General features: G+C 41.7%; 22 protein-coding genes and 1 tRNA gene. 13 read left to right on the top strand and 10 right to left on the bottom strand.

Features of this window, described 5'->3' with window-relative positions; genetic code table 11:
* Positions 1–205: 205 nt before the first annotated feature.
* Positions 206–1078 (bottom strand): LysR family transcriptional regulator, encoded by an 873-nt coding sequence (locus ACTXGF_RS22785; protein ID WP_057759318.1) that lies wholly within the window; start codon positions 1076–1078, stop codon positions 206–208.
* A gap of 374 nt (positions 1079–1452) precedes the next feature.
* Between ACTXGF_RS22785 and leuC the strand changes: the two genes are divergently transcribed.
* The 5 genes from leuC to ACTXGF_RS22760 all read left to right on the top strand — a co-directional run bounded on the left by leuC (position 1453) and on the right by ACTXGF_RS22760 (position 7182).
* Complete coding sequence (gene leuC / locus ACTXGF_RS22780) at positions 1453–2871, top strand: 3-isopropylmalate dehydratase large subunit (protein ID WP_057759320.1); 1419 nt, start codon at positions 1453–1455, stop codon at positions 2869–2871.
* Positions 2872–3013: 142 nt separating this feature from the next.
* Entirely contained in the window at positions 3014–3664 is a 651-nt protein-coding gene (leuD, locus tag ACTXGF_RS22775; protein WP_443532607.1) for a 3-isopropylmalate dehydratase small subunit, read from the top strand.
* A 137-nt stretch (positions 3665–3801) separates the two neighbouring features.
* Positions 3802–4521 (top strand): hypothetical protein, encoded by a 720-nt coding sequence (locus ACTXGF_RS22770; protein WP_443532609.1) that lies wholly within the window; start codon positions 3802–3804, stop codon positions 4519–4521.
* Between the two features lie 63 nt (positions 4522–4584).
* The gene (leuB, locus tag ACTXGF_RS22765; RefSeq protein WP_443532610.1) at positions 4585–5688 is read left to right on the top strand and encodes a 3-isopropylmalate dehydrogenase; all 1104 of its coding nucleotides are present in this window, start codon (positions 4585–4587) and stop codon (positions 5686–5688) included.
* A gap of 372 nt (positions 5689–6060) precedes the next feature.
* Positions 6061–7182, top strand: a complete 1122-nt coding sequence (locus ACTXGF_RS22760; protein WP_443532611.1) for a L,D-transpeptidase family protein — start codon at positions 6061–6063, stop codon at positions 7180–7182.
* A 260-nt stretch (positions 7183–7442) separates the two neighbouring features.
* Here ACTXGF_RS22760 and infA read toward each other — a convergent pair whose 3' ends face one another.
* The 7 genes from infA to dinB form a co-directional block, all read right to left on the bottom strand.
* Positions 7443–7664, bottom strand: coding sequence for a translation initiation factor IF-1 (gene infA / locus ACTXGF_RS22755; protein ID WP_021814850.1), 222 nt, complete (start codon positions 7662–7664; stop codon positions 7443–7445).
* A gap of 121 nt (positions 7665–7785) precedes the next feature.
* A complete protein-coding gene (truA, locus tag ACTXGF_RS22750; RefSeq protein ID WP_443532612.1) occupies positions 7786–8619 on the bottom strand; it encodes a tRNA pseudouridine(38-40) synthase TruA in 834 nt (277 codons plus the stop codon).
* Between the two features lie 43 nt (positions 8620–8662).
* Positions 8663–9763, bottom strand: coding sequence for an asparaginase (locus tag ACTXGF_RS22745; protein ID WP_443532614.1), 1101 nt, complete (start codon positions 9761–9763; stop codon positions 8663–8665).
* Between the two features lie 163 nt (positions 9764–9926).
* Positions 9927–11591, bottom strand: a complete 1665-nt coding sequence (locus ACTXGF_RS22740; protein ID WP_443532616.1) for a FimV/HubP family polar landmark protein — start codon at positions 11589–11591, stop codon at positions 9927–9929.
* Positions 11592–11642: 51 nt separating this feature from the next.
* Complete coding sequence (locus ACTXGF_RS22735; protein ID WP_443532618.1) at positions 11643–13400, bottom strand: FimV/HubP-related protein; 1758 nt, start codon at positions 13398–13400, stop codon at positions 11643–11645.
* Between the two features lie 110 nt (positions 13401–13510).
* On the bottom strand, positions 13511–14713 hold the full coding sequence (gene queA, locus ACTXGF_RS22730) for a tRNA preQ1(34) S-adenosylmethionine ribosyltransferase-isomerase QueA (protein ID WP_443532620.1): 1203 nt from the start codon (positions 14711–14713) through the stop codon (positions 13511–13513).
* Between the two features lie 170 nt (positions 14714–14883).
* Entirely contained in the window at positions 14884–15969 is a 1086-nt protein-coding gene (dinB, locus tag ACTXGF_RS22725; protein ID WP_201606836.1) for a DNA polymerase IV, read from the bottom strand.
* 506 nt (positions 15970–16475) lie between these two features.
* Between dinB and ACTXGF_RS22720 the strand changes: the two genes are divergently transcribed.
* Positions 16476–16721: a hypothetical protein gene (locus ACTXGF_RS22720; protein ID WP_057759343.1), complete on the top strand. Its 246-nt coding sequence runs from the start codon at positions 16476–16478 to the stop codon at positions 16719–16721.
* A gap of 85 nt (positions 16722–16806) precedes the next feature.
* Here ACTXGF_RS22720 and ACTXGF_RS22715 read toward each other — a convergent pair.
* Together ACTXGF_RS22715 and ACTXGF_RS22710 are read right to left on the bottom strand one after the other, a co-directional pair.
* A tRNA-Leu gene (locus tag ACTXGF_RS22715) sits at positions 16807–16893 on the bottom strand.
* 139 nt (positions 16894–17032) lie between these two features.
* Positions 17033–17806, bottom strand: a complete 774-nt coding sequence (locus tag ACTXGF_RS22710; RefSeq protein ID WP_025650828.1) for a ferredoxin--NADP reductase — start codon at positions 17804–17806, stop codon at positions 17033–17035.
* Positions 17807–18232: 426 nt separating this feature from the next.
* Between ACTXGF_RS22710 and tsaA the strand changes: the two genes are divergently transcribed.
* The 7 genes from tsaA to gspJ all read left to right on the top strand — a co-directional run bounded on the left by tsaA (position 18233) and on the right by gspJ (position 25217).
* Positions 18233–19087: a tRNA (N6-threonylcarbamoyladenosine(37)-N6)-methyltransferase TrmO gene (gene tsaA, locus ACTXGF_RS22705; protein WP_443532623.1), complete on the top strand. Its 855-nt coding sequence runs from the start codon at positions 18233–18235 to the stop codon at positions 19085–19087.
* Positions 19088–19146: 59 nt separating this feature from the next.
* Positions 19147–20934 carry a type IV pilus assembly ATPase TfpB gene (tfpB, locus tag ACTXGF_RS22700; protein ID WP_443532625.1) on the top strand — a complete coding sequence of 596 codons (1788 nt, stop codon included), beginning with the start codon at positions 19147–19149 and terminating at the stop codon, positions 20932–20934.
* Between the two features lie 157 nt (positions 20935–21091).
* Positions 21092–21880 carry a TatD family hydrolase gene (locus ACTXGF_RS22695; protein ID WP_443532627.1) on the top strand — a complete coding sequence of 263 codons (789 nt, stop codon included), beginning with the start codon at positions 21092–21094 and terminating at the stop codon, positions 21878–21880.
* A 233-nt stretch (positions 21881–22113) separates the two neighbouring features.
* Positions 22114–22797: a TetR/AcrR family transcriptional regulator gene (locus ACTXGF_RS22690; protein ID WP_057759351.1), complete on the top strand. Its 684-nt coding sequence runs from the start codon at positions 22114–22116 to the stop codon at positions 22795–22797.
* A 367-nt stretch (positions 22798–23164) separates the two neighbouring features.
* Complete coding sequence (locus ACTXGF_RS22685) at positions 23165–23833, top strand: prepilin-type N-terminal cleavage/methylation domain-containing protein (RefSeq protein ID WP_443532630.1); 669 nt, start codon at positions 23165–23167, stop codon at positions 23831–23833.
* Positions 23834–23871: 38 nt separating this feature from the next.
* Positions 23872–24342 (top strand): type II secretion system minor pseudopilin GspI, encoded by a 471-nt coding sequence (gene gspI, locus ACTXGF_RS22680; protein ID WP_443532632.1) that lies wholly within the window; start codon positions 23872–23874, stop codon positions 24340–24342.
* Entirely contained in the window at positions 24339–25217 is an 879-nt protein-coding gene (gspJ, locus tag ACTXGF_RS22675; protein ID WP_443532634.1) for a type II secretion system minor pseudopilin GspJ, read from the top strand. Before gspI ends, gspJ begins: the two co-directional genes overlap by 4 nt.
* Positions 25218–25262: the final 45 nt, after the last annotated feature.

Genomic DNA, 25262 nt, shown 5'->3' with positions numbered 1-25262 from the left:
TATATGAGTATTAGCAACCTACACAATCAACCAAAACCATTAAACCTACTGTTAACCATCATATCTTACTAGAAGTATTCAATATATGACTATCAGTGTCCTTGTGGTAAATTTTTGTTATACAAACAACGTCAAGCGTATTATAACGCATGAGAGATACAAATGCGAATAGGCTGAATTTATATATTATTATATGTAGCAAGTTTTATTCAATAGGCGCCAGTAAATCTAAGAGCGCAGTGACACTGCTAGACTGTGTAAGCTTCGGATTAATGACCACACCTAGATAACGCTGTAGCTCAATATTGTCTGCCATATCAATACGTTCCAAATCTTGGCTGACCATCGTTTGAGGTAGTACTGACCAGCCAAGACCGACAGACACCAGCATACGAATAGATTCAAGCGGGTTGGTGCTCATCGTGGCATAAGGCTTCAGGTTGTGCTTGGCAAATTCGGCCAAAGTAATCTGACTAGTAAAGGTATTGGCAGACGGTAGAATAGCAGGATATCGGGCCAACTGCTCTAAAGTGACGTTCGATTTGGTTGCCAACGCTGATAGCGTACCAGTCATAAAGTAGAGAGGATCTGACCATAGCGTATGGTAGGTTAGCCGTTTATCATAGACAGGTGGTAGCGTAACAAAGGCTAAAGACAAATCACCATCTAGTACTGCTTTGTGCGCTTTTTCAGAATCTACGAAGTGTACTTCTAACTGAACAGCTGGATAAGCTTGAATGAAGTGTTTAAGGACAGGTGCTAAATGATGTAGGCCAATATGATGACTAGTACCAATGACTAACTTGCCAGAAACGATATGCTGAGAATGCTGTAAGTTGATTTTAAAGTTCTCATAATCTTCTAGCCAACGCTTGGCATGAGGTAGCATTTCACTAGCCGCTTGAGTAGGTACAATTCCACGTCCTACCGTATCAAACAAGGTAATGTTAAACTCGTCTTCTAAGTTTTTGATACGTTTACTGACAGCAGGCTGCGTGATAAACAGCTTTTCTGCGGCGCCTGAGATACTGCCAGTGTGCATAACGGTAACGAATGTCGTCAAGTTTGTGGTGTTCAAACGAATGTCCTTAGCTACTTTATGAGCTATAAATAAAAGTTGGCTGACCCAATCACAATGTATTAGAAATAAAAGTTTGCGTCTGGTTAAAAATCATCAATTATTATTATAGGATTTGCCTGCTATAATCACAAGACATCGAGGCGTATTGTGACATATTTATTCTAAAAAATTGGCTATTTGCCTTTTAAAACGTATTCTAAGCGTTAATTTTAGTCATATGTCGAGTCTCATAAAGAAATAATATTTAAATCTTAAATACGACAGTAATTATTAAACACTATAGATAGACATAGCATTTACATAGAATCTTAGCTTGGTAATGTGTAAGTAAGTAAAAATTAAGTAATTAGTAACCTATAAAGGATAGCAACATGGCTGGTCAAACGTTATATGACAAACTTTGGAACGCTCACGAAGTCACTAAGCGCGACGATGGTTCGAGCCTGATTTATATCGACCGCCACCTGTTGCACGAAGTGACGAGTCCGCAAGCATTTGAAGGGTTGGAGTTAGCAAATAGAGCGCCATGGCGTTTATCAGCTAATATTGCCAGTCCAGATCATAATGTGCCGACCGTTACTAAAGAGCGCCTAGAAGGGGTGCCTGGGATTAAAGACAAGGTATCACGCTTGCAGGTTGTCACGTTGGACGATAACTGCACCAAGTTTGATATTGCTGAATTTACTATCAATGATGCCCGTCAAGGAATTTTGCACGTGGTCGGTCCAGAGCAAGGTTTGGTCTTGCCGGGTATGACGGTTGTTTGCGGTGACTCGCATACAGCGACCCATGGAGCACTTGGCTGTTTGGCTCATGGTATCGGAACCTCCGAAGTTGAGCATGTATTGGCAACGCAGTGTTTGATTCAAAAGAAATCAAAAAATATGCAAATCCGTGTCACTGGTCAACTTGGTGCTGGCGTCACTTCAAAAGATGTAGTGTTAGCTATTATTGCGAAGATTGGTACAGCAGGTGGAACAGGACACGCGATTGAATTTGCAGGTCAAGTGTTCGAAGACATGAGTATGGAAGGTCGTATGACCGTCTGTAACATGGCGATCGAAGCAGGTGCGCGTGTTGGTATGGTTGCGGTCGATGACACGACGATTGACTATGTTAAAGGTCGTCCATATGCGCCAAGCGAGGCACAATGGGAACAAGCGGAAGCCTACTGGCGTACACTGTATTCAGACGATGATGCGGTATTTGATACTGTAGTAGAAATCGACGGTAGTCAGATTGCACCGCAAGTGTCTTGGGGTACATCGCCTGAGATGGTGGTAGATATCACGCAATCTGTACCGACACCAGATCAAGCCATTGATGAAGCTCAAGAAGAGGGCTGGTTACGCGCTTATACTTATATGGGGCTAGAGGCAGGTCAGAAAATTACGGATATTCAACTTGACCGTATATTTATTGGTTCATGTACCAATTCACGTATCGAAGATTTACGTGATGCGGCAGCGGTAATCAAAGGTCGCAAAGTTGCTGATAACGTAAAAGAAGCGATCGTTGTTGCAGGTTCTGGACAGGTGAAACTGCAAGCAGAGGCTGAAGGCTTGGATACGTTATTTACTGAAGCTGGTTTTGAATGGCGTGAGCCGGGCTGCTCAATGTGTCTTGCGATGAATGCGGATAAACTTGAGCCGCAAGAGCACTGTGCCTCAACGTCTAATCGTAATTTTGAAGGTCGTCAGGGTAATGGTGGTCGTACGCATTTGGTAAGCCCAGCTATGGCAGCTGCCGCCGCGTTGGCAGGTCATTTTGTGGATGTTCGTACGTTTTAAGTCTGATAATAAGTAACTGACATCATGCTTGTATGGACGATAAATATATGAGCATGCTGTCAAAGATGGTAAAAACTTATTTACTGTTTAATACACTTATCAAAATCATCAGCCAGCAAAAATATAATTGATAGGAAATTTTATGCAAGCTTATAACACCCAAACAGGTATCGTTTGCCCGTTAGATCGCGCAAATGTCGATACCGACCAAATTATCGCAAAACAGTTTTTGAAGTCTATTAAACGTACAGGTTTTGGCGTGAATCTATTTGACGATTGGCGCTATCTTGACGAAGGCTACCCTGGTCAAGACAACAGCACACGAGTCATCAATCCAGATTTTGTATTAAACAAACCACGTTATCAAGGTGCTACTATCTTACTAGCACGTAGAAACTTTGGCTGTGGCTCTAGTCGTGAGCATGCACCTTGGGCGTTATCAGAGTATGGTTTCCGTACGGTAATTGCGCCTAGCTTTGCAGATATTTTCTACAATAACTGTTTCAAAAATGGCATGTTGCCGATTGTGTTGGATGAAGCGATTGTAGATACGTTAATGAAGGAGACTTTTGATAACGAAGGCTATGAATTGACCGCAGATCTTGAGCGTCAGGTCGTTATCACACCAACTGGTGAAGAGTATGCCTTTGAAGTAGATGCTTTTCGCAAACACTGCTTATTAAACGGACTGGATGATATTGGTCTAACCTTGCAACAAAGTGATGCTATTAAAGATTATGAGCAACAAATGATGCAAAAAACACCGTGGATATTTAACGACGTAAGAGCATAGAGAGTCATTCTATAATCTACTGCTTATGAAACTGCGAGTAGTTGCAACGCAGCGTTGAGTTATGGCGGTGAACTGTCTAAAATGAAGAATAGTTTTTCACTACATTTTATTATCTCTCTTGAATAGTAGCCGCCATTATGAATACAAAACGTTATGCTCTATGGACAAGTACAATTGTTGCTGCAAGCTTATTATTGTCAGGCTGTCAGCTATTGACGGGCTATCAAAAAATAGATGAAGCAGAGAGTGCTGAAGCATGGGTGGGTAAAATTAAACCTATCGCTGGTGAAGTAAATATTGCCTGTGTGGGTACATATCATTGCGAAATTGTGCAGATAGATAAAACACTCATTATTGCGCCCAATAGTCATGAGCCAATCAGTCCTCAGATTATGACAGCCTTACCACGTCAAGAAGGTATGGCAAAAACATCGATAAATATGGATATGACGCCACTCGTCAATAAAAATGCCATAAAAGTTGTGCCGTTAGCGCCTTCGAGTATGCCAGGATTGACCAACTACTATGCACGAGTCATGCCTGCCAAACACGAGGTACATGTTAATTTTTATCCAGAAAACAATATGGGCTATGTTGAGCGTTTTGCGATGATTCATGATTTCACTGAAGCAGGTACTTATCAGTTGCGCGCTTATCAAAAAAAGAACAGCGAAAAATCAGGCAGTCTATTGGACACAGCATCACCTGAGCCTTTATGCATTGAGCTATTGCAAGGTACTAAAGTACAGCGCCGATTCTGCAAGCAACTAGACGCTGAGCATCAAGGCGAGTTTGTAGAGACGGGTATGGATAAAGCAGTAACATCAGCACTTAAAGCCAAAAAAATGGCAGCATGAAATATGAGACTGAAAAGCTCGAAAATATAACCCACCAATAAAAATATTTCCAAAAGGATCAGTATGGCAACGATTTTAACATTAGCGGGTGATGGTATTGGCCCTGAAATCATGACCCAAGCCATTGACGTGCTCAAAGCTGTCAATGTTAAGTTTTCACTTGATTTAACGCTTGAGTCTGGATTGATTGGCGGTGTAGCTATTGATGCAACTGGTGAGCCTTTGCCAGATGAGACATTGGCCCGTGCTCGTGCCGCAGATGCCGTATTACTAGGTGCGGTCGGTGGTCCTAAATGGGATGCGATCGAGCGTAGTAAACGCCCTGAGCGCGGTTTACTTAAGATACGCGGTGAGCTTGGTTTATTTGCCAACCTACGCGTAGCCAAGCTCTATCCACAGTTGGCTAATGCCTCAAGTATCAAACCTGAAATTATCTCAGGTTTAGATCTATTGATCGTTCGCGAGCTAACAGGCGGTATCTATTTTGGTGAGCCTCGTGGTATCCGCACACTAGAAAATGGTGAGCAGCAAGGCTATAACACGATGGTGTATAGCACAAGTGAGATTCAGCGCATTGGTAAAGTTGCCTTTGAATTGGCAAAAACGCGTGCGCAAGCAGCAGGTACAGCAGCTAAGGTATGTTCAGTTGATAAAGCCAATGTGTTAGAAGTCACCGAGCTGTGGAAACAGACGATGATCGAGATGCAGCAAGCTGACTATAGCGATGTGGCGTTATCACATATGTATGCTGACAATGCTTGCATGCAGTTGATTAAAGATCCTAAGCAGTTCGATGTCATGGTGACGGGAAACATGTTTGGCGATATCCTATCTGATGAAGCTGCGATGTTGACAGGCTCTATCGGTATGTTGCCATCAGCGAGCTTAGATGAGTCAGGTAAGGGCATGTATGAGCCGTGTCATGGTTCAGCACCTGATATCGCAGGACAGGATAAAGCCAACCCGTTAGCGACTATCTTATCTGTTGCTATGATGCTGCGTTACACCTTCAAGCAAGAAGAAGCGGCACAAGCAATTGAGCAGGCAGTCAGTGATGTACTTGATGATGGTCTACGTACGCTGGATATTTTAGATAGCAGCGAAGCTGGACTTAAGCAAGTAGGTTGTAAGGAAATGGGTCAAGCGGTCTTGGCTAAACTGATATAAGTTAACTTGCGTTTAAAGGCTATTCCTATATAGCATTTTCCATAGTCTCAGTTTACGTGTTATATACCCATAAGCTACCAAGTGGCTTATGGGTTTTTTATTGTTTATCGTTTATCTGTTAGCCAAGCTTATTTACAAGCGCCTTATTAACAGAGACGCTGTACAACAAAGCTCCTTTTAACATAAAGCTGTTATATGCTCACAGGGTAATATGACAATATTGATGACTCGTAAAAGACTTAAAATCTTTTACTTTTGGCAAAAATATAATAGTAAAAACCTAGGTGGCAGAGGTAAGTTCTAAAAATACAAAAAACTGTAGTATTTGAAAACTGAAAATAAAAATAGAATTTCTTAAATTAGGAGTATTACATGTATCAACTAACAAGAATCAGTAAAGCATTAACAGTGGTTAGTCTCTCTAGCTTACTACTCATGGGGCAAAGCGTTGCAGCAGAACCAACGGACAGTGTGAGCGTAAGTAATAGCGTCAAGTCTCCGGCAGAAGTCAGTCCAGTGACTAATGGCGTAAGTCAAAAGTTAACAGGAGATAGTAAAGCTGCGACTTCATTGAATAAGCTATTGCCTACGATTAAATACACAACTGAGAACCTATCTGACAATGCAAAAAAAGTAAACAATGTTACTTGGACGGCAGATGCAGATATCGATCGTAATATAGGAACAAAGCTGCAGGCTCTATTAAACTGGCATCACAATGGAGTCGGGCCTGTCGATGGGTACTGGGGCAAAAATACTCGCAAAGCCATGCAGGCGTTCCAAAAAGCGAATGGTTTAGACGTAACCGATACGTTGAACAATGAGACGTGGCAAGCGCTGACTAAGAATGAGAAGCTTACGAATCAACCAGTGCTAGTCAGTTATCAGCTTACTGAAGCAGATGTGAATGTCAAAACCACAACCATACCTGCTGATTCTGTTGCCAAATCCAAGCTTGAGGGAATGTACTACGAAAGTCTTACTGAGGCGTTGGCAGAGAAGTTTCATATTAGTGAGAAATATTTAAAATCGCTTAATCCTGAGGCTAGTTTTACTGCTGGTGAAATCATTACGGTATACAACCCTGGTAATCCTAATACCAAGCCTGTACATCGCGTTGTTGCTGATAAAGCCACTGAAACACTCTACGCATATGATGAGAACAATAACTTGATCGCTAGTTACCCAACGACAGTGGGCAGTACAGCGACACCATCACCAACAGGTACGCATACTGTCAAAGTAAAGGTGCACGAGCCCAACTATACTTATACGGCCAATGATGGCAGCAAGTTGATCATTCCACCAGGTCCTAACAATCCAGTGGGCTCAGTATGGATTGGACTTAGTAAACCAACTTATGGCATCCATGGATCACCAGATCCTGCTCGTATTAGTCGTCAAGCATCAGCAGGTTGTGTGCGTTTGACCAATTGGGATGCGCTTAGTTTGCTCGGAGTCATAAAAAACGGCGCAACTGTTGAATTTAGTTAAACGCGATAGTACTAAATCATAAAAAATGAACAAAAAAATACCGCTAAAATCTAGCGGTATTTTTTGTGGTAAGTAGAAACAGTCAATACTAAATAACTAAAATATTGATAGGCAATAATGAGCAGATTAGCATTTTCATTATTATTATCAGTTTCACTACCCAAGCGTCATATCAGCTATCAGCGATAACGTAGCTATTCGGCTATTGGCTGTATCTTACCAATGCTAATACTTTCATAACCCTATTGGTCAGTCAGTATTTAGTTTTTACCACGGTAGGTGATACGGCCTTTAGATAGGTCATAAGGCGTCATTTCAACTTTAACCTTATCACCTGTCAAGATACGAATATAATGCTTACGCATCTTACCAGAAATATGCGCGATGATTTCGTGCCCGTTTTCTAAACGAACTTTGAACAAAGTATTAGGAAGGGTATCAATGACTTCGCCTTCAAATTCAATAATATCGTCTTTTGCCATAATTTGTATCAATCAATTAAAAAATAAGCCCATATTATACGTAAGTTAGCGGATTAAAGCAATACGAACCTGCTTTTGACTTGACAGCATGTAAGTGATATGTATGCCAAATGATATTGATTTAGTTAGGTAGATTTAACCAGACAGGCGTTAGTGGCGCGTCTGGCAATAATCTTTGAAAACGTTCAGGATAATAGGCATTTATAAAATACAATCCATCACCTGAAGCAGTAGGTGGTGCAATCGTTCGATCTTTTTTATGTAGAATATTCAAAAAATCTGCTGGTTCTAGCTCATGTCTACCAATGGCATACAACGTACCCATTAAATTACGAACCATATGATGTAAAAACCCATCTGCTTGTATATCAAAAACGATAAATTGGCCATGAGCAAAAAGGTTGGCATGGCTAATCGTGCGCACTGGCTGATTGGACTGACAGGCCGCAGCACGGTAACTGCTAAAATCATGTGTACCGACAATATCAGCTGCTGCTTGCTGCATGGCTTTCAAATCAAGCGGCTCATAGATATGAGTTACTTGATGATTTAGTATGGCAGGGCGCTGTGCTTGATTGAGCGTAATATAACGATAGCGACGAGCAATGGCACCAAAGCGCGCATGAAAGTCAGCTGGCATGGGTTGTATCCAGCGTAGAGCAATATCATCGGGAAGTAGGCTGTTCACACCGCGTAACCAGTTATGAGTTGGGCGATACGCATGAGTTGTAAAATGGGCAATCATATTGCTCGCATGTACGCTGGCGTCAGTACGCCCAGCTGCGATGACTTCTACAGACTCATTGGCAACTTTGCCGATAGCTGTCTCTAAGGCTTCTTGTACACCCAAAACCTCTCGTTGCCGTTGCCAGCCATGATAATGAGTACCTAAGAACTCGATAGCAATCGCTAAAGTGTAGGTTGGTTCAGTTTCGATAATTTCAGTCTCAGACATTAGGGTTTCTAAACTTATAAAATGAGAGTTAATTAAAAGTCGCTTATCGCTTTTTGATGCTAGTGCCAGTTTGATTGACATTATTCAACCAACGCTGTCTGCGTCTTGCAGGACTGTCATAGCGAAGTAGCAACCATAGTAACCGGGCATAAATAGCGGGTATGGTCAACCGACCTCCAGCAATGACATGATGCTCGTACTGCCAACTGCCTGCCGCATAACTATCGCTGACGCCACCAAACGGACATTGACTGGCTGATATCACCATATGTCCACGCTCATGAGCAAGGGTCAGTGTCTCTGCTAGTGCAGCTGAATAAGGGATGTTACCGGCGCCAAATCCCAATAGAATAATGCCACATGGTGGTTGCGACAATAAAGCTTGTAGCTGGTTGTTTATCATCGAAACATCGTTAGGTAGGCAATATAGCGCATGAACACTCGCGTTTTCAGCGCGTGTTTGAATACTGGATAGCAAGTCTTGTTGGTCATCAAGCCAATGTTGCCTACGAGTGTCAGGTAGATTTTTTATATAGCTATTGGCTGGGTAAGCGGCGCGAGAATGACCAGTAAATGCCATCAGATCATGGCTGTGAATTTTTTGTACCGTTTGAGCAGACCATGCTTCCCCGCCAAAACTGACCTTCACGCCTGATTCACCAGCAGCTGCTAGTTTTAACGAGTCGTTTAGATTGCTCCAAGCATCGCTATGTTCGTCGATGTTATAGGAATGCAATATCTCACTGTCTAATAATGGGCGCATACTTGCGGTCAGAACAATACAAATATCACTACCTGCAAACGCTTCTGCTAAAAATGCGCCTAAGTAACTCAACGTATCCGTGCCAGTGATGAGTACAAAGCGTCTATCACCTTTGGCATAAGCATTCAGGAGTAGTTGATAGAAATGCGTAAAATCACTAGGAGTAAATTGGCTGCTGTCTTTGATCAGGGCGTTTTCCAACCATGAGACGGTCGGTAAGTTATTCGTACTGTCTTGCGCGGACAAAAGTTTTTGTAGAGTAGGCAAAAACACTTCTGCTGATAATGGCGCCAATGGTCTGCCATAGCTACCAAAGGTACCGCCAGCATAAATCAGTTGAATAGGATCGGATAGATTTTTGAGCATAACAGAAGATGGCATAGTATCAACACAGTAAACAATTATGGAAGAAAAGAGGCGCTAGAGGATTGAGCAACGATGGCTGAAGGGTTCAATAATAGATAGTATTAGAGTTAAATGCAAAAAAAATCAGCAAGCATCCCGTGATTAGGAAGTACTTGCTGATAAGAGACTAGACTATTAACTACGCAGTACGTTCAAGTAGTAACTGTGCTTGCTGTTTCTGTTCACTATTACCTTGAGCTATCACCTCATTGAGTAGACGCTTTGCACTGTCATATTCACCCAGTTGCAGATATTGATCTGCCAAGTCTAACGTCACTTGATTACTGTCTAACGACTTTACAAAATCAAAATCTGCTGCGAAACGTGATGAAAAATCTTCTGCTGACTCAGTCTCTTGAGGCGTGATAGGAGTGTTACTCTCAACTGGTGCAGCTGTAGAGACTGGGGTAGTGGTCGACGGAGTGTCAAATAGAGAATCAGCATCGTCAATATTAAAATCATCGTCTATCAGTGTATTGTCGTCAAATCTCAATGGTGCAGCAGGTGCGATATTCGATTCTTCAACAACGCTAACATCATTAACCTCGATATCATCATTGAGTAATGATTCCTCAAGATTAGTATCTGCAAAGTTGTCTTCTTCAAGGGTCGTACTCTCAGAAGCATTATTTCCGAAATCAGTATTTTCCAGAATGAAATTATCGAAATCACTGTCGTTTTCAGTCGTAGATAGGTCGTCATTGGAGACAGTATCGATGTCATCTAATGTATCTAGACTGCCCAAAGATAAAGAAAAGTCATCTTCACTGTTTTGAATAGTATCAAAAGAGTGTTGTTCTGAATTCGTAGATATGTCATTAGTGACGACGTTGTCTTTGTCTGTATCGGCTGCTAAATCATCGAAGTCTAATATAAAGTCTTCTTCTAGTACTGCTTTCTCATTGTCATCATGTGAGAGGTTAGTGTCTATAGATGATTCATTCGAAGTATCATCAAATGAATCAAAGTCAAACTCAAAGTCACTAAGATCTTTATCTTCGTTATTACTAACATTATCGTTAGCAGAGCTCTTTAAAACGTCGTTATCTACATTGTCTAACAGTGTGACAGGCATTTCATTTGTCGTATTAGGCGCAACGAAATCATTCTCTAAATCGCTGAGCGTCAGATCAAAGCTATCATTTGGATTTTCGGTAGTAGGATTAATATTGTCAATTTCGTTTGACACTTCTAAGCTATCGATAGGCTCATTTATTGCGTTATCGTTTGCGTTATTACTTTCTTCAATTGACTGGTGATCTACTGTATTAGTACTATCATTCTGACTAATAGGCAAATCGAAGTCGATAGCGCCAAAATCGTCTTTGGCATTGTCCGGGGCTAGCGTTTGCACAGCGGCAGGTTCTAATTCATCAAAAGATAGATTTCTTATTTCGTCTGCTTGAGCGATAGTCTGACTATCATTATGGGCTCTTATAGACTCATAAATATTATTAAAATCTTCTGGCTGGTTTATCGTCGCGTATATGCTGAGTAGTTTAAGAGACAATGCACTGTTATGAGGTTTCTCACTTAAACCACGTTTAATGGTTTCGATCGCCTTGTCATAGCGCTGCTGATCCATAAAACGCTGAGCAATAGTAATATGGTCAAATTTATGGCTATTGCTGACATTAGTGTGGGTAGGAGTACCATAATCTACTTTTTGTGATGGAGTAGACGTATTTTTTCTTGCATTAATAGGCGATGATGACGATTTCTGCGCCTTGTTTTTGCGCAAGAATAAAGCAGCCACTAACAAGATAAGCGCCAATCCGGCGATGATATATAGCATATTGTCCATAGTTATTCCTACGCCTGTGATCACAATCTAATGTATGAGTCAGTTAGGCAATTATTGATTGCGTAATTTTTCGAGACGAGCCTGCAGCTCAGCCAATTTTTGGTTTTGTAACTGAATTTTTTTAGTATAGCTACTAAGAGTGCTACTGGTACTTGATAATCGTTGAGCCTGTGATGCTGCCTGCTGCCGCGATGCCTTAAGTGTCTCTAATATATCTGTACTCAAACCATTCCCTGTGTTTGATGCCGCTTTCGCTTGAGTGCCATCTGCATTGCCATCTCGCCCAGGGGCAAGCACAGAAAATTGTGCTTTTGATAAAGTCTGTGTTTTAGTCGTAGTGGCTTTTTCAGGGCGTTTGGCCGCTTGCGTATTTATAGAAGGTTTTTTAAAAGGTCTCTGAGCTGTTTTTTGCATCGCCGCTGTATTTGCTCTGCGAATATATTGTCTTTGTGCATCGATAGCCGCTTCTAAATTTTTCTGTGATGGTATGACATCATAACTAGGTAAAATAAGCTTAGCATCTGCTTTTAATTGATCCGCGTCTTTATTGATAAAAGCATCAGGGTTTTGTGATTGAATTTGCTTCATCACGATGGAAGTATCTAGATTGTTTTCTTGCGCGATCTGCTGAGCAATAATCCATAGGCTATCGTTACGTTGTACTTGGTATTGATTAACTGACGAACTATCTATTGCTATGTCATTTGAAGACGTATTATTAATAGCGCTATTAGCGGGTTTCGACGTTGTATTGTCAATAGAAGCTGCTAAGACGCTAGTAGCATTTTTCTCAGTATTGCTTGCTAAGATGCTAGTAGTTGGAGTAGGTACCGGTGATGCGTCAGCGTCTATTTTTTTACGACTCGGCTGTATCTGCCGTGTGACTTGAATATTTAGAGTGTCGAGTGGTTTATCAATCAATACTTTATCTAAAATTGGAGTGTTTTTAATACTTGCCTTAGCGCTATTATTGGCACTAACTTTCGTAGTTTCAGTATTGTTATTTACATTTAAGAAACTGCTATCTAAACGGTTCGCTGAATTAAGGCCGTTATCAGTCTTCTTTGCATTACTGCTAGTGTTTTTTATATCAGAGCCGCTATTTAAGCGCCCATTATCAAGCCGACTAGGCGAGTAAGTAAGATTGCTAGTCTGCGAAGTAGCTGTCACTGTCGGAGCTTCTATGTTAGACACTGATCTAGAAATAGAGGAATCAACTGCTGCTGTATTTGCTAGAGCTGGTTTATTTGCAGCAGCGTTAGATACCGATATTAATGGCGGCGGTGCACCTTTTCTTACGGTTAACGGTTTTGCAGCGCTTGCAGAAACACTTGGTAAATTAAGTTTCTGAGTGCCTTTGACACTATTTTTGGAAGCATTATTAATCGGTAGACTATCGTTTAACGGCATTAATAATGTTTTTGGTACAACATTTTGCTGCCCATTATCATTGATCGACAACACCAAATCAGCAAACGGCTTGGACACGGGCTGTGATGTGCTGATTAATACCTGACCACTGGTTGCTGAAGTTGCTTGAAAACGCACATTCATTGAATCAGTCGGAGTCAATCCCATCTGTTGATAGATAACTGGATTGGCCAAGCTCGCTGAAAAGTCAGCCGCTCGTATGTCGGTGACCACGATACTTGCGCTCAAAGGTTCATGCTGAGCTGAGCTAACGACTGTCTTACCGATAGTTGCAGCTTGCGCGCTTGGAATAATAGCGGCCAAACCTACAGAATAAAGTAATGCCATCGATACCGCGCGATGTACAGGAGTCAAGCGACGAGATAAATGACAAGACATGAGCAGTCCTTTACAAAATAAGTTATCTTTGCTGTTATAACAAAGTACGGTTTAGTTTACCAGTTTATTTCACAACTGTTGCGTCCAATGCATAAATGTTTATTTAATGTTCAGCTTATTTTCTTATCAAGTAACATAGCATCGCCATAGCTAAAGAATCGATATTCTTTTTCAATAGCATGTTGATAGGCATGTTCAATCGCTGCTTTGCCAGAAAAAGCTGATACCAACATTAGCAACGTCGACTTGGGTAAATGAAAGTTTGTTAATAGTCGATCAATGACACCGAATTTAAACCCTGGATAAATAAAGATGTCTGTGTCCCCTGACCAGCTAGAGAGTGCTTGTCCATTGATAGCTGTTTTTTTATACGCCGTTTCAAGGACGCGAGTCACCGTGGTACCAATCGCGATGACCTTATTACCATTTGCGTGCGTTTGATTAATCAGCTCAGCAGTTGCTTGTGGCAGATGTGCATACTCACTGTGCATAGTATGATTGAGTAGGTTGTCTGTTTTGACTGGCGCAAAGGTACCAGCGCCAACATGCAATGTCACAAAAGCAGTATTGATGCCTTTTTCTGCCAACTTATTGAGCACCAATTCATCGAAATGCAAACTTGCTGTCGGTGCAGCGACACTTGCAAGCTTAGCAGGATCATGGAAAACCGTTTGATAACGAGTATTATCAGTATCATCAGCATGACGTTCAAAGTAGGGCGGGATAGGTAGCTCGCCGTAAAGTTCTAAATCAGGCAAAATTGGCGCATCAAAGGCTAAAATAAACAAGTTGTCCTGACGACCAATCATCGCGCCACTCATATGACCATCGGCCAGTTGAAAACGTTGACCAAGTTTCAGTGCTTTACTGGCTTTTACATGGCAAAGAGCAATATGTTCTTGGTTGACTGACTTATTATCTGAATCTTCTAAATGCAGTGTTGCTATATCTAAGTCTGAGATATTAACCAATCGCTCAATCAAGACCTCAAGTTTACCGCCAGTGTCTTTTTGACCGAATAGGCGTGCCTTCATCACCTTTGTATCATTAAAGACAATCAGGTCTCCAGCGTCTAATAATTCAGGCAACTCAGAAAACAAACAGTCTTCTACAGGCGTAGCATTTGTAACAGTGTGAGTAGGCAAGTACAAAAGTTTTGAAGCAGAACGCTGTGCTAATGGATATCGCGCAATCAAACGATCTGGTAGGTCGTAGTCGTAATCTTCCACGCTTAGATAATCTAAGACGTCACTGTTATTATTGGTATCAAGCGGGGCATTAGAATCGGAAGATGCAGTGTGAGCGTTGGTCATAATCAGTCTTTAAATGGATAGAAATTTTGGCATAATTGTAGCAGAAATACTGCTACAAAAGGTTGCTTTACTAAGTAGTCACCGTGCACAAAACATATTTGAATTATTTAAATAGCCTAAGCAAAAATATTTAACTGTCCTAACGTTTATCACGTTAGTTTTTGCTTATTTTACTCAAATAAATTTAATTGAGGCAATAGTTGGGCTGCAGGTGTCAATGACGAAAAAGTGACCCCGACTAATCGGATAGGGAGCTGGCGCGGAATATCTAAGAATAATTTGTCTAACCAGTAATGAGCAGATTCAGCACTACTAAAAGCGGTAGTCAGCGTGTGCGTACGGGTAATCTGAGTAAAGTCGGCATACTTAACCTTGAGCGTTATAGTATGAGCGATGAGATTTTTTTTGTGCAGTTGCGCGAAGGCATCCGCATTTTGTTCATAGATTTGTACACGTAACGCCGTGTCATCGTTTAGGTTTTCTCTAAAAGTAGTCTCCGAACCAACAGACTTATGCAGGCGCTCAGACTTGACAGCGCGTTCATCGCGACCATGAGCGATATCATGATAAAACTGTCCTCGCTTACCAAACTCATTAATCAATACTTCGGCTGACATACGGCGTAGATCAGCACCGTTAGTCACGCCCATCGCATGTAATCGTCTTGCCGTTGCTTTACCTATCCCGTGAAATCGTTCAATAGGCAGTGTACTAATAAAAGCATCAGCGTCTTCTGGTGTGATAATAGCGGTGCCGTTAGGCTTATTGATGTCAGAGGCAATCTTGGCCAACATTTTGTTGAAGGACACGCCAGCAGAAGCAGTCAATCCTGTATGTTGCAATATTTGTGTTCTTAACCAATTGGCCATCAATGTCGCTGAGCCTTTATGTACCGTGAGACCAGTGACATCAAGATAAGCCTCATCTAGCGATAATGGCTCAACATGAGGCGTTAAGCTGTACATGATATTGCGAATATCGCTGCTAACAGCTCGATATACTTCAAAACGTGGTCTGACAAATATGACTTCTGGACAACGTTTGCGAGCCTCATAACAAGACATAGCTGAGCGCACCCCAAACTGACGTACCTCATAGCTAGCTGCTGCTACAACACCGCGACCATTTGGATCTCCACCAACCACTAGTGGCTTGCCCCGTAACTCTGGGAAGTCACGTTGTTCTACACTGGCATAAAACGCATCCATATCTATATGAATGATTTTACGTGGATTGGATGCTGTAGGAGTTTTCATGGTTGATATTTTACATCACTCAATACTTCTGTTTCAGTATCGATTATTAAACTATAAAGAGATTTTTCGAATATAGAACCATAAAAATATGGCAATATGTGAATAATTTATATATCAATAATTAAATTTAGTGTAAGGTTAATAGTCAGAGATATATGGCGTTAAAATACTAATAAATTCAATATGGTTAACATATGTTCACTAATATATATTCTGTATGGCGCATACCTCAAGTTTTTCAGATTTTCCATACCGCCTGTCTGAATATTATCGCCTTCCATCATGAATATTATAGTTGTATGTTACAGTTCTAATGCTATCGTTTTACAATATATTAACCACGATAATCAATAGTTATGAAAGTAATAAATGGTCTTTTATAGGAATTGTATTTACCTGATAAGACATTGTTTATAGCTCATACCAAACTTATGAATTGAGTACTGGCAAATTAACTTTCTAAAAAAATAGTAATGAGAAAGTTCAAGATAATTAAGGAGCTGATGATGAGTCATGAATTAAAAGGGAGCGATTTGACACGAGCAATGCTAGCGCGGGGTGATGAAAATATATGGTGTGCGGTGTGTGATGAAAGCGATGAACAAGCGATGATGGATCAGTGTGGTAATGATTTTACCGCTTATATTGTGTCATTTAATGATGGATATTTTTATTGTAGTGCTGGCATGCCATGGAGTTATGCGGTACCGATTAAGATAAGCGCTGTCATGCCATTTGAAGTATCGATATAAACAAGCTAGGAATTTATTAAAACACAAATATAAATAATAAGCACAAAAAAACCTCCGATAAAGGAGGCTAATTTGTACTAAATAATGGTACCAGTGGTCGGACTCGAACCGACACGCTTTTAAAGGCAACGGATTTTGAATCCGTCATGTCTACCAATTCCATCACACTGGCATGTTAGGTGATAAAGTCTATTGTGCGAAACCTTATCGAATTGGGCTACAGTGTTCTCTGTATAGGCTGCGTATTATAGCAGCCTATTTTTTAGCGTCAAGAATTATTTATAATAATTGTGCTTTTAATCACATTAATCTTAACCGACAAAGGCGCGCTCAACCGCATAGTCCGCTTGCACGCCCATGCGTGGCGACACAGTGAGACCAAAACCATCTAAAATCTCAGAGACTTCCGCATTGAATGGCATGCTGCCACAGATCATGACACGGTCATCGTCTTTATTCATCGGTGGCAAACCAATATCTTCAAAAAGTTTGCCTGATTTCATTAAGTCGGTAACACGGCCTTGATTTCTAAATTCTTCGCGAGTAACCGTTGGATAGTAGATAAACTTCTCGCGGAACCATTCGCCAAAGATTTCATCGTTGGGTAGCTCATTTTCGAACATGTCACGATACGCCAAATCATCTGCATAACGAACGCCATGCACCAAGATGATTTTATCAAAGCGCTCATAAACCTCAGGGTCACGTGCCAAGGCCAAAAATGGCGCAAGCCCCGTACCAGTGGACAACATATAAAGGTGTTTACCGGGTAGTAGATCGTCTAAGACTAGCGTGCCGGTGGGCTTTTTGCTGACCAATAGCTCATCGCCGACTTTGATATGTTGTAGGCGTGAGGTCAAAGGGCCGTCTTGAACCTTGATAGAAAAGAACTCTAGATGGTCTTCATAGTTAGGGCTAGCAATCGAATAAGCGCGTAGCAGTGGTCTGCCATCGACAGCGAGACCAATCATCGCAAACTCGCCATTGCGAAAGCGTAAGCCATCGTCACGTGTGGTTTTGATGCTAAATAAGGCATCATTCCAATGATGAACCTCTGTAACCGTTTCGGTGCGAAGTTTTGACATAAAGTCCTCGTTAATAAGTTGTTATTTGTGTGTTAAGTTTGAATAAGTATTAAATCAGAATTTTCAATGTTAGATTGAACATTATAAAAACGTATCAGTCTTTTAATCGTTGTCGAAACTGCTATTTTTATGAATTAGTAAATGATGAATAAGCACAGTACAGCTGGTTTATCAGTTTATATATAGCCAGCTATTACGCCATTAGACAGAGTAGATTTGCGTCAACGATGACAGCATTACTGGTCATATCATCCAAATGTAAATGACTCTCATCAAATTTCTTGCTCATAATACCAAACTTTAAAATAAAAATCCGTCTAGCAGTGATTGTCTAGCATGATAAAATGGAATATCGTTAGTGAGTAATTTTGTATCATTTGGCAAAACTGCCTTATCAGGGCAGTTTTGTATTACTGGAGTTGGTATATGCTTGATGAGAATTCCCTATTAGATAACTACCATCAAGCTCCTGTCATTGGCTATCACCGTGCCCCGCTGTCACAAAAATTCGGTGCGCCGCGCCAGCCAAACCTGGTTGCTCTGACTAGTGTCATTGAGATGTTAGCGCCATATGATACGCCAGCTGCATTTGATGGTTTGGATAAGTTTAGTCATATATGGGTAAGTTGGCAGTTTCATCATAATTATCGATATAAAAATAACAATGAAACCAGTAGTGACTTTCGCGCTCAAGTACGCCCGCCAAGATTGGGTGGTAATCAAAAAATAGGGGTATTTGCCAGTCGTAGTATGTATCGGCCTTCAGGGCTAGGTCTATCTGTCGTCAAGCTCGAACAGGTCAAAATAGTTCAAGGCCGTGTATTATTAATTATCAAAGGCGCTGATATGATAAATGGCACGCCAATCATCGATATAAAGCCATATGTGGCCTATAGTGATGCGCTGATCCAAGCACAGAGTGGATTTGCACCAACTGCTCCAGAATTATTAAACGTAACCGTGACCGATGCCGCTAACGAACAATTTATGATGTTAGTAAGTGCAGGCGAGTCTAGTAATGCTAATAATGATAAAAGTATTAAAGACGCAAACACCGGATTAAATAGTATGTCAGTTGCGTCTACGATTCATCGTATACAAAATCAATTGATAGCCTCAGATATGAGTATTATTAAAGAGCTAATTGCCCAAGACCCGCGTCCAGCTTATCGTCGGACAGAGATAGCCACGCCATTTGTTATGCGTTATAAATCGGTTGATGTGAGTTTTCAGTTGATAAAAACAGGACAGCTACAGATAATCGCTGTGGTTACGGTGTAGCTGGCTTGCATTGATATCGTTTTTGACAACAAATTTTAAAACAATAGAAGAAGAGAGATATGTCTGCTCAACAGTACTCGATAGTGATTGATTTGCGTTGGTGTCTAGATGAGCTATTGGCAGATAAAGTGATTGACCAACGCGGCTATAACCTAGTCATAACTAGCCGTCGCGATAAAGCGCAGCACCCTCTACTAACGATTAGTGAATTTGGCTTACCGAATGGCCATGCGACGGACAACAGCGCTGAAAATAAATTAACTTTGGCTTGGCTCAATCAATGGTTGGCGGCTAAAGCAGATATGACTCTCGTCCGTATTGATCCTCTAAAAGTTGATGTCCCTGTAGTCACACAATTGATGTCATTTGAATATGCACGTTCACAGCATATTTTACCGATTGAGGTCGCTGTAGACGAAGTGATTATTGGAACGGATCAGCCTTTTTATACGGATTGGCACTCAAGTATTGAAAAATTGATCAAATCAAAAAGCTATCGTACGGTCTATATCAATCCTGAGCAGATCAAACGCTACCGTCAAGAGTTCTATCAAGTCACCCAAGCGATTGCAGGCGCAAATAGTGTCCATAAGCGTGCAGCTGCCGATGTGACCAATGTCGAAGCATTATTGCAATTGGGTGACAATACTAATCCTGATGCCAATGACCAGCATATTGTTAGAGTTGTTGATTGGCTGTTGCAATATGCCTTTGAGCAACGAGCTAGTGATATCCATTTAGAGCCACGTCGTGAGACAGGTAAGGTTCGCTTCCGTATTGATGGTGTACTCCATACGGTGTATGAGATGCCATTGGCAATCATCGTCGCGGTAACCGCACGTATCAAAATTCTAGGGCGGCTAAATGTTGCAGAAAAGCGTAAGCCGCAAGATGGTCGTTTAAAGACGCGAACGCCGAAGGGACTAGAGACAGAGCTTCGTTTATCGACTATGCCAACCGCTTTTGGTGAAAAGTTGGTCATGCGGGTGTTTGATCCTGAAGTACTGGTGCGTTCCTTTGCTCAGCTTGGTCTATCGGGTAAGCAGCTTGAAACGTGGCATGAATTGACTGCTCATCCAAACGGGATTATTTTGGTCACTGGGCCTACAGGTTCGGGTAAGACCACGACCTTGTATAGTACTCTCAAGCAGTTAGCAACTGAACAAGTCAATGTCTGTACCATTGAAGATCCTATTGAAATGATTGAACCTGCATTTAACCAAATGCAAGTGAATCCAGGTGTCGATTTATACTTTGCTGACGGCATTCGCTCTTTGATGCGTCAAGATCCTGATATTATTATGGTGGGGGAGATTCGTGATGCCGAAACAGCCAATATGGCAGTACAAGCTTCATTGACAGGGCATTTAGTGCTCTCGACACTACATACTAACGATGCGCCAAGTTCAATCACTCGCTTGCATGATTTGGGTATTCAGCCATTTTTGACATCAGCGACTATCTTAGGCGTAATGGCACAGCGTTTGTTACGTACGCTATGCCCGCATTGCAAAAAAGCGGTAGACGTTATGCCAGACAGCGAGGTTGCCATTCAATGGCAGGAGTTGGTACAACCTTGGCGTGCGCCTGCCCCAGCACAAATTTATATTGCTCAAGGCTGCGAGCATTGTCGACATACTGGTTATCAGGGACGAGTCGGCCTATACGAGATTATGCCGTTGTCTAACGAATTAAAAAAACTGGTTGCAGCCGATACAAACTTAGATGTGCTCAAACAACAAGCCTATCGTGAAGGTCTACAGCCATTACGTTTATCAGGTGCAAAACGTATTAGTGAAGGCGTGACAACCATAGAAGAGGTGATGCGAGTTGTGCCTCTTAATTAGTCTCATGTATTAGGACATGTATTAGTGAATAGGTTTTTAAGAGTAGGAAATACGATGCCACTTGAAAACAGATTCCTTCACAGCAACCAATGCAAATAAGATTTAAATTTTAATTCCCAGACTTTTAATTGAGAAAGTTTTAACAACGAGATTATTTATGTTTACAGATACTCATTGTCACCTTAACCGTTTAGATTTGACGAAATATGATGGTAAATTATCTGGCGCGATTGACGCTATGAAAACTGCTAATGTCACCCGTGCGATGGCGATCATGTGTGATTTTGCGGAGTATGACGAGATTGCCAATATTGTGAGCACCTACGGCGACGAGACACTAAATCTAGGGATGAGTGTAGGGATTCATCCTTGTGAGGATATCGAGGTACTGAAATCAGCGACGGTTGAGCGTCTAATAGAAACTGCTGATAAAGACCATGTATGGGCAATAGGTGAGACAGGGCTAGATTACTACTGGTCTACAGAAAATAAAAAAGAGCAGCAAGCCAGTCTTGCACGTCATATCCATGCCAGTCAGCAACTAAAAAAACCGCTTGTCATACATATGCGCGATGCAAAAGAAGATACGATCGATATCTTAAAAAGTGAAGGTGCTGAGCATGGTATTATCCATTGTTTCACTGAAGACTGGGAGACCGCAAAACGTGCTTTAGATTTGGGATTTTATATCTCTTTCTCAGGCATTGTCAGTTTCAAAAGTGCTCAAAATATCCAAAATGCTGCAAGGCACATGCCTAGAGACAGAGTCTTGATTGAGACCGACAGTCCATATTTGGCGCCTGTGCCTAAGCGTGGTCGTCCCAATGAGCCCGCCTACGTACCCTACGTCGCAAGCTTTATCGCAGATATGTATGGTTGTGATAGTAACGAGGTCGGAGCATTAACCGCAAAAAACTTTGAAAATTTACTGGCACAGTATCGCTAAAATGGTTATGCTATGACCAGTCAGTCATTTATGTGATAGTCTTCTAGTTCAATCCCCTTTAGTATTTAATTTACTGAATGTAACTATATGATTATCAATGACTATTTGTAAATATAAGCATATCCCTTTTATGGTATTTCAGCAGTTCTTGTATAGTTTTATACGCTCATTGCCAAATGTACGCACATAATTGATGGTCATATGCTTAATCTTGTCATGTTTTAGGAGAGATTATGAGTCGTCAGCACCAGTTCAAGGCACGAGAAGAGAACATCTTAGCGATGGCAGAACAATTGCTACTTGAGTCAGGCGATGGTGATATCACTTTAGACAGTTTGGCAGATCAGCTCGATTTGGCTAAAGGCACCCTGTACAAGCATTTCTCCAGTAAAGATGAGCTTTATCTGCGTATTATTATTCGTTACGAAGAGCAGTTGTTTGAGATTAACCGTATTGATGACTGCCCCTCGGCAGGCGTTGCCCGCATGATTTTTCAGCAGTTGTTCAACCCGCAAAAAGCCATGCTATTGAACCAAATCGAAGAGCGTCTGGCAGCATCAGTAACTGGGCTCAATCGTTTGTTTGGTGAGTTATATGATATCCGTCGCCAGCGCATGAAGCGTTTGATTGATATTATTAGCGCATACCTAAAAGATGAGCACAGCAATTTGAGTACTCGTGATTATCTATCGTCTATTTGGGCGATTGGTCAGGGCGGTGCAGGGCTCTTAAACTCAAGCTTTTACCAACGCTACTTAGGTCGCCGTGATACGCTGCGTTATGCCTTTGTTCAGCAAGTGCTAGAGTTGCCAAGCCATTATCCTGCTGATGATGAAGAGGTCATGGATGAGGATATGCAAGAACTGGTAGAGCAAATCGATACTGAATCAGAAGAGCACCGCAATACCAACTACTAAAGTAGTTATTGGTAAAGTAACCCTTAGTAAAGGAACTATTAATAAACTATCAAGTAATTGTTGGGTTGTGAACCTTTCTTGGTTTTAATAAATCGTGTTGTAATGCTTACTATTGCAGCACGATTTGCAGTATTAATTCATATATCTTCTAATATTCTTCAAAATTCCTTTCTCATTCTGCGACAATTAAAATTGGGCTTATAGGTGCAATATGCCGGTCAGTGTTAAGACGCAGTCCAGTTCAGCGGCTATTTGCTCTTTTACTCTAATTAGTCAAACGTCTCAGTCAAGCTGCTTAGATACAAGCCCTACAGACTATTGTCGCAGCTGCGCCTCCATATCAACTGATACTTATCGCTTATCATCAGTGTCATCAATAAACAGTCGGACACAGGCTGGTTTTACATTGGTAGAAATCGTGGTGGTAGTGGTTATCTTGTCTATATTTGCTGGCATAATGAGTTTATCTGTCGGTAGCAGTGAATCCCGAAAAAACCGCGCTTTTTATGAGCATCTGACTGATTCGTTGAGCTACGTTCGCCTATTGTCGGCTGAACGTATGCAGCCGATGGGTTTGCGTTTGCAAGCAGATAAGCAAGGTCAAGTAGAGCCAGTCATCGTTACCTTAACAAATCCATATGTTGCGTATCAGATAACAAAGATGACGTCAGATAGCACCGACAGTCAGTCTAAGAATGCTATGGAGCTGTCGGCAGAGGTTGCTGGTCTATCAGGCTCTACTGATGAGCAAAAACCAACGCCAAGTTGGGAAGTCGAGTCGGATATCAATTTGCCTGAACTGCCCATTGGCGTGAGTATTAGAGTTCAAAGTTTGGATTCTAGCGGTTTACAGAGTACGGGACGAACCCAAACGTTACAGCCTTGGTTTAGCGATCAAAACGTACCACAAGTATTGTGGTTTGGTACAGGACAAGCAACGCCCGTCACCATTGAAGTGCTTCATGATTCGCGTTTAGTGGGCGAGGTGATTACGATAATGCCAGATGGTAGCATGCGAATCGGACAGGGGTTATAGTGACTAAATTATATAAACCTCCTATGACAAATCAGCCTATGTCATCAAAATTTGTATCACTCAAGTCTGGGCGCGAGAGCGGCTTTACCCTTATCGAAGTGATGGTTGCTCTGGCTATTTTGGCAGTGGTAGCCGTCGCGGCGAGCCGTGCCAGTAGTTCATACCTTGGTTCGGTTGATATATTGCGTACTCGTACGCTTGCTCACTTCGTCGCCCAAAATGCCGCCGCTGATTTGCGTATTCAAGAGACGTGGCTGACAGCCAACCGCACCCAAACCGTTAATGCTCAAGGGCGTGATTGGCAAATAGTAATAACAGTTGGTGACGCCATTACACCTGCTCTAAAAGAAGTAAATATCGAAGTTTCGCCTATTATAGATGGACAGACGCGAACATCGGTCACTGATATCACTGTGATGCTAAGTAATACTGAGCAAGATACGGGCAGTTTGGATTTAAGTGGTCTAAGCACAACAGGTGATAGCGAGCAGGCCGGGGGCAGTCTGTGAGGCATCAGCGTGGTTTTACACTGCTTGAGCTAATGGTTGCCATGGCAATATTTGCGATGTTAGCCGTTGCAGGCTGGCAAGTGTTTGATGGGGTCAACCGTGCTCGTGAGCGCGCACAATTCCATGCTGACAATCTGGCTGTCTTGCAGTACGCTTATTTACAGTTACAGCAAGACATGGGTCAAATTATCCCTTATCAAGCGCCGACTACTCAAAGTGTCAGTGCGGCGAATAACAGTCCAAGCGATAGTACTAACGCGAACACTAGCTCCCAATCAAGCGAGCAAATAAACGAAATAACGCCTGAGCCCTTTATGAGCTTAGATGGCGAGCATATCAGCTTTGTACGCTTTGCCGATCCTGATCCAAGATATCAGCGTAGCAATAGCCTCCAACGTATCGAATATATTTTCGCGGATGAGCGTTTGATACGTCGCCAATATACCAGTATGGAAGGCGGGCGTGACAGCGTCAGCCTAGACAGCGTATTGCTCGAAGGTGTCACAGCAGGGAGCTGGCAAGCCTATCTACCAGAGCTAAGTACCAAGTTTCCGAGCGATGACGCTAACAGTGGCAGTAGTACAAATACAGCGGTGAGACAATCAGCGAATACAGCGAATTCCAAGCCCACAGCTATTTTATTACCGAAAGGAGTCGCGGTTAGCTTTACATACCAAGATATGCCAATCACTTGGCAATGGGCATTTGCTCCGCAACCGATATCGCATAGCAATAGTCAAAGCACAGTCAATAATACAGATGGTAGTAACAATGATAATGCTAATAATGACAACAGCGGTAGTGATAGTAGTGACAATAATAGTAGTGCGGATAATAGCAATTTAGGAATGAATAATTTAGAAACGAATAATTGAGAAGGTAGTAGTTAGAATGCATCAATTGCTCAACAACAAAGGCTA

This window comes from Psychrobacter sp. 1Y6 (assembly GCF_052258385.2).
Lineage (GTDB): Bacteria > Pseudomonadota > Gammaproteobacteria > Pseudomonadales > Moraxellaceae > Psychrobacter.
Note: the sequence above shows the minus strand (reverse complement) of the source record. Positions and strands in the feature narration are given on the sequence as shown.

Bases quoted from the DNA above. Each gene is read 5' to 3' on its own strand.
- ACTXGF_RS22740 (WP_443532616.1), bottom strand. From the start codon at position 11,591: ATGGACAATATGCTATATATCATCGCCGGATTGGCGCTTATCTTGTTA.
- ACTXGF_RS22745 (WP_443532614.1), bottom strand. From the start codon at position 9,763: ATGCCATCTTCTGTTATGCTCAAAAATCTATCCGATCCTATTCAACTG.
- tfpB (WP_443532625.1), top strand. From the start codon at position 19,147: ATGTCTGCTCAACAGTACTCGATAGTGATTGATTTGCGTTGGTGTCTA.
- leuD (WP_443532607.1), top strand. From the start codon at position 3,014: ATGCAAGCTTATAACACCCAAACAGGTATCGTTTGCCCGTTAGATCGC.
- gspI (WP_443532632.1), top strand. From the start codon at position 23,872: ATGTCATCAAAATTTGTATCACTCAAGTCTGGGCGCGAGAGCGGCTTT.
- dinB (WP_201606836.1), bottom strand. From the start codon at position 15,969: ATGAAAACTCCTACAGCATCCAATCCACGTAAAATCATTCATATAGAT.
- truA (WP_443532612.1), bottom strand. From the start codon at position 8,619: ATGTCTGAGACTGAAATTATCGAAACTGAACCAACCTACACTTTAGCG.
- infA (WP_021814850.1), bottom strand. From the start codon at position 7,664: ATGGCAAAAGACGATATTATTGAATTTGAAGGCGAAGTCATTGATACC.
- ACTXGF_RS22710 (WP_025650828.1), bottom strand. From the start codon at position 17,806: ATGTCAAAACTTCGCACCGAAACGGTTACAGAGGTTCATCATTGGAAT.
- ACTXGF_RS22735 (WP_443532618.1), bottom strand. From the start codon at position 13,400: ATGTCTTGTCATTTATCTCGTCGCTTGACTCCTGTACATCGCGCGGTA.
- ACTXGF_RS22690 (WP_057759351.1), top strand. From the start codon at position 22,114: ATGAGTCGTCAGCACCAGTTCAAGGCACGAGAAGAGAACATCTTAGCG.
- ACTXGF_RS22760 (WP_443532611.1), top strand. From the start codon at position 6,061: ATGTATCAACTAACAAGAATCAGTAAAGCATTAACAGTGGTTAGTCTC.
- ACTXGF_RS22695 (WP_443532627.1), top strand. From the start codon at position 21,092: ATGTTTACAGATACTCATTGTCACCTTAACCGTTTAGATTTGACGAAA.
- leuC (WP_057759320.1), top strand. From the start codon at position 1,453: ATGGCTGGTCAAACGTTATATGACAAACTTTGGAACGCTCACGAAGTC.
- ACTXGF_RS22720 (WP_057759343.1), top strand. From the start codon at position 16,476: ATGAGTCATGAATTAAAAGGGAGCGATTTGACACGAGCAATGCTAGCG.
- leuB (WP_443532610.1), top strand. From the start codon at position 4,585: ATGGCAACGATTTTAACATTAGCGGGTGATGGTATTGGCCCTGAAATC.
- tsaA (WP_443532623.1), top strand. From the start codon at position 18,233: ATGCTTGATGAGAATTCCCTATTAGATAACTACCATCAAGCTCCTGTC.
- queA (WP_443532620.1), bottom strand. From the start codon at position 14,713: ATGACCAACGCTCACACTGCATCTTCCGATTCTAATGCCCCGCTTGAT.
- ACTXGF_RS22770 (WP_443532609.1), top strand. From the start codon at position 3,802: ATGAATACAAAACGTTATGCTCTATGGACAAGTACAATTGTTGCTGCA.